The sequence below is a fragment of the Mesorhizobium sp. M7A.F.Ca.CA.001.08.2.1 genome (genome assembly GCF_003998455.1).
Classification (GTDB): Bacteria; Pseudomonadota; Alphaproteobacteria; order Rhizobiales; family Rhizobiaceae; genus Mesorhizobium; species Mesorhizobium ciceri.
In genome coordinates, this window is sequence record NZ_RZPW01000310.1 from 1 (window position 1) to 6721 (window position 6721).

Below are 6721 nucleotides of genomic sequence, written 5' to 3' on the forward strand. Positions count from 1 at the left end.
CCGATGATCCTCACCGCCATGGTGGTTTTCGTCGGCGGCACCGTTTGGACGGTGCTCTATTCCTTCACCAATTCGAAGCTCTTGCCGCGGCTGAATTTCGTCGGGCTCGACCAATACTACCGGTTGTGGGCGACGCCGCGCTGGCTGATCTCGATCGAAAACCTGCTGATCTACGGCGCGATCTCGCTGGTGTTCTCGCTGGTCATCGGCTTCCTGCTTGCAGCACTGCTCGATCAGAAGATCCGCTTCGAGGACACGTTGCGCACCATCTTCCTCTATCCTTTCGCGCTCTCCTTCATCGTCACCGGCCTGGTCTGGCAGTGGCTGCTCAATCCGGATTTCGGCATCCAGCATGTGGTCCGTGACTTAGGCTGGACGAGCTTCAGCTTCGACCCGCTCTACAATTCCAGCATCGTCATCTACGGCATATCGATCGCGGCGCTGTGGCAAGGCACAGGGCTCATCATGTGCCTGATGCTGGCCGGCCTGCGCGGCATTGACGAGGACATCTGGAAGGCGGCGCGGGTGGATGGGATCCCGATGTGGAAGACCTATCTGTTCATCGTCATCCCGATGATGCGGCCGGTCTTCATCACCACGCTCGTCATCATCGCTGCCGGCATCGTCAAGGTCTATGACCTCGTCGTGGCCCAGACCAGCGGCGGCCCGGGCATCGCCTCCGAAGTGCCGGCCAAATACGTCTACGACTATATGTTCTTCGCCCAGAACCTCGGCCAGGGCTTTGCTGCCTCGACCATGATGCTGCTCTCGGTGGTGATCGTCATCGTGCCCTGGGCCTATCTCGAGTTCGGGCGGCGCAAATGAGCATGGCAGACATCACCGCTCAAGCGAGCACCGCCGCCGGCGCGCGCCAGGGCATCACCGATCCCTACGGCCCGAAGCCGCGCCGCGTGATTTCGCGCCGCAACGTCTTCCTATACGGCACATTGTTCGTCATGGCGGTCTACTACCTCTTGCCGCTCTACGTCATGGTCGTCACCTCGCTCAAGGGCATGCCGGAGATCCGGCTCGGCAACATCTTCTCACCGCCGCTCGAGATCACTTTCGAACCGTGGGTCAAGGCGTGGTCGACTGCCTGCACCGGCCTTAACTGCGACGGACTTTCGCGCGGCTTCTGGAATTCGGTGCGCATCACCGTGCCGTCAGTGCTGCTGTCGATCGCCATCGCCTCGGTGAACGGTTATGCACTGGCCAATTGGCGCTTCAAGGGCGCCGATACGTTCTTCATCATCCTGATCGTCGGCGCCTTCATTCCCTACCAGGTGATGATCTATCCGATCGTCATCATCCTGCGCGAGATCGGCCTCTATGGCAGCCTCAGCGGGCTGGTGATCGTCCATTCCATTTTCGGCATGCCGATCCTGACGCTGCTGTTCCGCAATTATTTCTCCTCGATGCCGGAGGAGCTGTTCCGGGCGGCACGTGTCGACGGTGCCGGCTTCTGGGGCATCTTCCTGCGCATCATGCTGCCGATGTCGCTGCCGATCTTCGTCGTTGCCATCATCCTGCAGGTGACCGGCATCTGGAACGACTTCCTGTTCGGCGTCGTCTACACCCGCCCCGACACCTATCCGATGACGGTGCAGCTCAACAACATCGTCAATTCGGTGCAAGGCGTGAAGGAGTACAACGTCAATATGGCCGCAACCATCCTGACCGGGCTTGTGCCGCTCATCGTCTACTTCATCTCCGGCAAGCTTTTCGTACGCGGCATCGCCGCCGGCGCGGTGAAGGGGTGATGGCGATGACGGCAGCCAACGATACCAGCGTTTCGATCCAGGACCTGTCGCTGAATTTCGGCGCGGTGACCGTCTTGGAGACGCTCAATCTGGATGTCGCCGATGGCGAGTTCATCGTGCTGCTCGGGCCGTCCGGCTGCGGCAAGTCGACCTTGCTCAATTGCATTGCCGGCCTGCTCGACGTTTCCGAAGGCCGCATCTTCATCAAGGGCAAGAACGTCACCTGGGAAGAGCCCAAGGACCGCGGCATCGGCATGGTGTTCCAGTCCTATGCGCTCTATCCGCAAATGACGGTGGAGAAGAACCTGTCCTTCGGGCTGCGTGTCGCCGGCACGCCAAAAGAAGAGATCGCCAAGCGGATCGCGCGGGCGGCTGAAATCCTGCAGATCGAGCCGCTGCTGCAGCGTAAGCCGGCCGCACTTTCCGGCGGCCAGCGCCAGCGCGTCGCCATCGGACGGGCGCTGGTGCGCGATGTCGACGTGTTCCTGTTCGACGAGCCGCTGTCCAATCTCGATGCCAAGCTGCGCGCCGAACTGCGCGTCGAGATCAAACTGCTGCATCGCAAGCTGCAGAACACCATGATCTACGTCACCCACGACCAGATCGAGGCGATGACGCTGGCCGACCGCATCGCGGTGATGAAGGGCGGCGTCATCCAGCAGCTCGATGCGCCGCAGACCATCTACAACCGTCCGGTCAACCGTTTCGTCGCCGGCTTTCTCGGTTCGCCCGCAATGAACTTCGTCGATGGCTACCTGGAAGACGCCGACGGCGGCTGGCGGTTCGCGGCCGGGGATATCAAGATCCCGCTCGGCACTTACGACTTTGCCAAGCCTCCGGCTCCCGGCCCCGTCACATTCGGTATCAGGCCCGAGCATGTCAGCCTGAACAGCGGCACCGGCTGGCCGTTCTCGATAGCCGCCAATGTCGAGGTGGTCGAACCCATGGGCTCCGACACGCTGGTCTGGCTGAAGCTTGCCCAGCAGAATTTCAGCGTCCGAGTGACCTCGGAACGCACGCCCAAGAACGACGAGGCGGTGACGCTTGGCTTCGATCCGATGCGCGCCTCGCTTTTCGACACCGCAACCGGCACACGCATCTAGCTTCCGAGAACCAACCTTCCAACGACGATCCCCAAGCAAAACGGACAGAGACGATGAATTGGTCATTCCAACTTTACAGCGCCCGCAATTTCCAACCCTGGGACGGTGTGCTCGCCATGCTCGGCAAGCTCGGCTACGCCCAGGTCGAAGGTTTCGGCGGCGTCTATGATGATCCCCAGGCATTCCGCGCCGAGCTCGATAAGAACGGGCTTGCCATGCCGACTGGGCATTTCTCGATCGACGCGCTCGAGAACGATTTTGACGGCGTGCGCAAAACCGCCGACGCACTCGGTATCACGCTGCTCATCTGTCCTTTCCTGATGCCCGACCAGCGGCCATCCGACGTGGCCGGCTGGCGTGGTTTCGGCGAACGCCTGGCCAAGGTCGGTGACGCCGCGAAAAAGGCCGGCTACGGCTTTGCCTGGCACAATCATGATTTCGAGTTCAAGAAACTTGCCGACGGATCGGTGCCGCAGGACCACATCCTGTCATCCGCGCCCGATGTCAGCTGGGAGATGGACGTTGCCTGGGTGGTGCGCGGCGGCGATGATCCGCTGCCGTGGATCGAGAAACACGGCAAGCGCATCAGCGCCGTCCACGTCAAGGACATGGCCAAGCCCGGCGAGGGGCTGGATGAGGATGGCTGGTCGGATGTCGGCCATGGCACCATCGACTGGGCCGGCCTGATCAAAGTGTTGCGTGCCAGGAGTGCTGCCCAATACTACGTCATGGAACAGGACAACCCCAACGACATCGAGCGTTTCGCCCGCCGCTCCATCGCAGCCGCCAAAACCTATTAGGAGCAACCAGCATGGCAAAGAAACTTGGCATCGGCGTGATCGGCTGCGGCAACATCTCGAAGGCGTATTTTTCGCTGGCGCCGTTGTTCCGCGGCATTGAAATGCGTGCCTGCGCCGACATCAACATGGAGGCGGCCAAGGCTCGGGCGAAGGAGTTCAAGCTGCGCGCCGACACCGTCGAAGACCTGCTCAAGGCCGACGACATCGACATCATCGTCAACCTGACCATCCCGGCGGTGCACTACGAGGTCTCGAAGCAGATCCTCGACGCCGGCAAGCACGTCTATTCGGAAAAGCCGTTCGTGCTGTCGGTCAAGGAAGGGCTCGACCTTAAGAAGCGGGCGGAGAAAAAGGGTCTGCGCATCGGCTCGGCGCCAGACACTTTCCTCGGCGGCGCGCATCAATTGGTGCGCAACCTGATCGACACCGGCAAGCTTGGCAAGGTCACGAGTGGCACGTGCCATGTCATGGGCCACGGCATGGAGCACTGGCACCCCAATCCGGATTTCTTCTTCCAGCCAGGCGCGGGGCCGGTGCTCGACATCGGACCATATTACATCACCAATCTGATCCAGCTGATCGGGCCGGTGAAGCAGGTCGCGGCCTTCGCGACGACGCCGGCCAAGGAGCGCACGATCAGTTCAAAGCCGCGCGCGGGTGAAAAGATACCGGTCAACACGCCGACAACCATCCACGGGCTGCTGGAGTTCGAGAACGGCGCCGTTATCACGCTCAACACCAGCTGGGACGTCTGGGCCCACGGCCACGCGCCGATGGAGCTTTATGGCGAGGCGGGTACGGTGTTTGTGCCGGACCCGAACTTCTTCGGTGGTGACGTTCGCTTCACCGTCGCGGCCAAGCCGGTCAAGAAGCTGCCGAACTGGCCGCATCCGTTCGGCGTGCCCAACGAGATGCATTCGCAAGGCATGATGGCCAACTACCGCACGTCAGGCCTTGCCGATATGGCGGTGGCGATCGCGGAAGGTCGGCCGCACCGCTGTTCGATGGAGCTGGCGCTGCACGCCGTCGACGTGATGACCGGCCTGCTGCGTTCCGGCGAAACCGGCAAGTTCGTCGCCATGCAGACCACCTGCGAACGGCCGGCCGCACTTGGCGTCAAGGAAGCCAAGGAGCTTTTGGCGAAGAAGAAATAGGGCAGCACACCTCAACCCTCTCCCCGTTTCGACGGAGAGAGGGTAAGGGTGGGGGCAGAGCCAACTCGCCGCGTTGTGACGATGCAGCCGACCGGCTCGTTTCCATTCGAGGATTTTCCGATGCCCTACACGCCCGCCGAAAACCGTTACGAGAAAATGGTCTACAACCGCTGTGGCCGCTCCGGCCTGAAGCTGCCGGCGATCTCGCTGGGCCTGTGGCACAATTTCGGCAACGACACGCCGCACAAGACCAAGCAGGCGATCGCGCGCAAGGCCTTCGACCTCGGCATCACGCATTTCGACCTCGCCAACAATTACGGTCCGCCGCCCGGTTCTGCCGAAACCGCCTTCGGTGAGATCCTGCGCACCGACTTCGCTGCCTACCGCGACGAACTGATCATCTCGACCAAGGCCGGTTACCAGATGTGGGCCGGGCCCTACGGCGAATGGGGTGGGCGCAAATACATTCTGGCCAGCCTCGACCAGAGCCTCAAGCGGATGGGGCTCGACTATGTCGATATCTTCTATTCGCACCGTTTCGATCCCGACACGCCGCTGGAAGAAACGATGGGTGCGCTCGACCATGCCGTGCGCTCGGGCAAGGCGCTCTATGCCGGCATCTCGTCCTACAATTCGCAGCGCACGCGCGAGGCGGCCGATATCTTGAAGCAGCTTGGCACGCCTTGCGTCATCCACCAGCCGAGCTATTCGATGCTGAACCGCTGGGTGGAGGAAGACGGCTTGCTCGACACGCTCGAAGGGCTCGGCGTCGGCTCGATCGTGTTCTCGCCGCTGGCGCAAGGCATGCTGACGGACAAGTATCTCGGCGGCATTCCGGACGGCAGCCGCGCCTCCCAGGGCAAGTCGCTGAAGACATCCTTCATCAACGACAAGACCATCGCCAACATCAAGGCGCTCGACGCCATCGCCGGCAGGCGCGGACAGACGCTGGCGCAGATGGCGCTGGCCTGGGTGCTGCGCAAGGGGAGGGTGACCTCGGCACTGATCGGCGCCAGCCGGCCGGAGCAGGTCGAGGACTGCGTCGGCGCGCTCAAGGCGCTCGACTTCAGCGATGCCGAACTCGCCGAGATCGACACCTACGCGCGCGAATCCGACATCAATCTGTGGGCGGCTTCTGCCGAGCGCAAAGGCCCGCCGAGGAAATAGGTCCGCTCGATAAACCGGCAAAGCGAAAAACGGCGGGCAACCTGCCTGTTGCCCCGCTCCGATCGATGTTCTCGGCCGCCTTGCGGGCAGAATGCTGGAAACAGTAGCAAAAATGCCTGTTCGTCGCTATCTGGGTGGGACATGGATCGTTTGTGCGCGGCGCAAGCGACGCAAGGCGAGTTGGAACAGGATCATGGCGGCAAGGGATGTGCTGACGAAAAACCAGCTGTGCGTGCTCGAGAAACTCGAGACCGCCAGCGGACCGCTCAGTGCCTACACCTTGCTCGACCAATTGCGCGAGCGCGGTTTTCGCGCACCGCTTCAGGTCTATCGCGCGCTCGACACGCTGGTGAAGTCAGGTTTCGTGCATCGGCTTGAAAGCATCAATTCCTTCGTCGCCTGCGCCGAGCCGCATGACCACAGCCATTCGATGACTGCCTTCGCCATTTGCGACACATGCGGGCAGGTCACCGAGATGTCCGACCACGATGTCGGCCACAGCTTGGACGAATGGGTGCGCTCCACCGGCTTCGCCGCCAAGAAGGCGGTGATCGAGTTTCGCGGGACATGTGCCAAGTGTTTGGCTGAGGCGGCTTGAGGTGAGTTGATATTCAGATGATGCCGGCCTGCAAATGGCGGCTTCCTGCGCTTCCGGTGCTCACGTACGAAAAGTACGCTCCGCTCCGGTTCTCGGAATCCACCATTTTCGGCTCGGCCTGATCTGAATCTCAACACAC

At 61.7% G+C, this 6721-nt stretch carries 7 protein-coding genes; all 7 read left to right on the forward strand.

Annotated features, from left to right (window positions below; genetic code table 11):
• Nucleotides 1-825: carbohydrate ABC transporter permease (locus tag EN914_RS18825; RefSeq protein ID WP_164778795.1), on the forward strand; the 825-nt coding region annotated here is incomplete at its 5' end.
• A 2-nt stretch (nucleotides 826-827) separates the two neighbouring features.
• On the forward strand, nucleotides 828-1760 hold the full coding sequence (locus EN914_RS18830) for a carbohydrate ABC transporter permease (RefSeq protein WP_024504414.1): 933 nt from the start codon (nucleotides 828-830) through the stop codon (nucleotides 1758-1760).
• 5 nt (nucleotides 1761-1765) lie between these two features.
• Nucleotides 1766-2863 (forward strand): ABC transporter ATP-binding protein, encoded by a 1098-nt coding sequence (locus EN914_RS18835; protein WP_024504413.1) that lies wholly within the window; start codon nucleotides 1766-1768, stop codon nucleotides 2861-2863.
• Nucleotides 2864-2916: 53 nt separating this feature from the next.
• On the forward strand, nucleotides 2917-3663 hold the full coding sequence (locus EN914_RS18840) for a sugar phosphate isomerase/epimerase (protein ID WP_024504412.1): 747 nt from the start codon (nucleotides 2917-2919) through the stop codon (nucleotides 3661-3663).
• 11 nt (nucleotides 3664-3674) lie between these two features.
• Entirely contained in the window at nucleotides 3675-4817 is a 1143-nt protein-coding gene (locus EN914_RS18845; RefSeq protein ID WP_024504411.1) for a Gfo/Idh/MocA family protein, read from the forward strand.
• A gap of 120 nt (nucleotides 4818-4937) precedes the next feature.
• Nucleotides 4938-5984: an L-glyceraldehyde 3-phosphate reductase gene (mgrA, locus tag EN914_RS18850; RefSeq protein WP_024504410.1), complete on the forward strand. Its 1047-nt coding sequence runs from the start codon at nucleotides 4938-4940 to the stop codon at nucleotides 5982-5984.
• A 193-nt stretch (nucleotides 5985-6177) separates the two neighbouring features.
• A complete protein-coding gene (locus EN914_RS18855; protein ID WP_013529546.1) occupies nucleotides 6178-6582 on the forward strand; it encodes a Fur family transcriptional regulator in 405 nt (134 codons plus the stop codon).
• Nucleotides 6583-6721 lie beyond the last annotated feature (139 nt).

Bases quoted from the DNA above. Each gene is read 5' to 3' on its own strand.
- EN914_RS18855 (WP_013529546.1), top strand. From the start codon at position 6,178: ATGGCGGCAAGGGATGTGCTGACGAAAAACCAGCTGTGCGTGCTCGAG.
- EN914_RS18845 (WP_024504411.1), top strand. From the start codon at position 3,675: ATGGCAAAGAAACTTGGCATCGGCGTGATCGGCTGCGGCAACATCTCG.
- EN914_RS18830 (WP_024504414.1), top strand. From the start codon at position 828: ATGGCAGACATCACCGCTCAAGCGAGCACCGCCGCCGGCGCGCGCCAG.
- mgrA (WP_024504410.1), top strand. From the start codon at position 4,938: ATGCCCTACACGCCCGCCGAAAACCGTTACGAGAAAATGGTCTACAAC.
- EN914_RS18835 (WP_024504413.1), top strand. From the start codon at position 1,766: ATGACGGCAGCCAACGATACCAGCGTTTCGATCCAGGACCTGTCGCTG.
- EN914_RS18840 (WP_024504412.1), top strand. From the start codon at position 2,917: ATGAATTGGTCATTCCAACTTTACAGCGCCCGCAATTTCCAACCCTGG.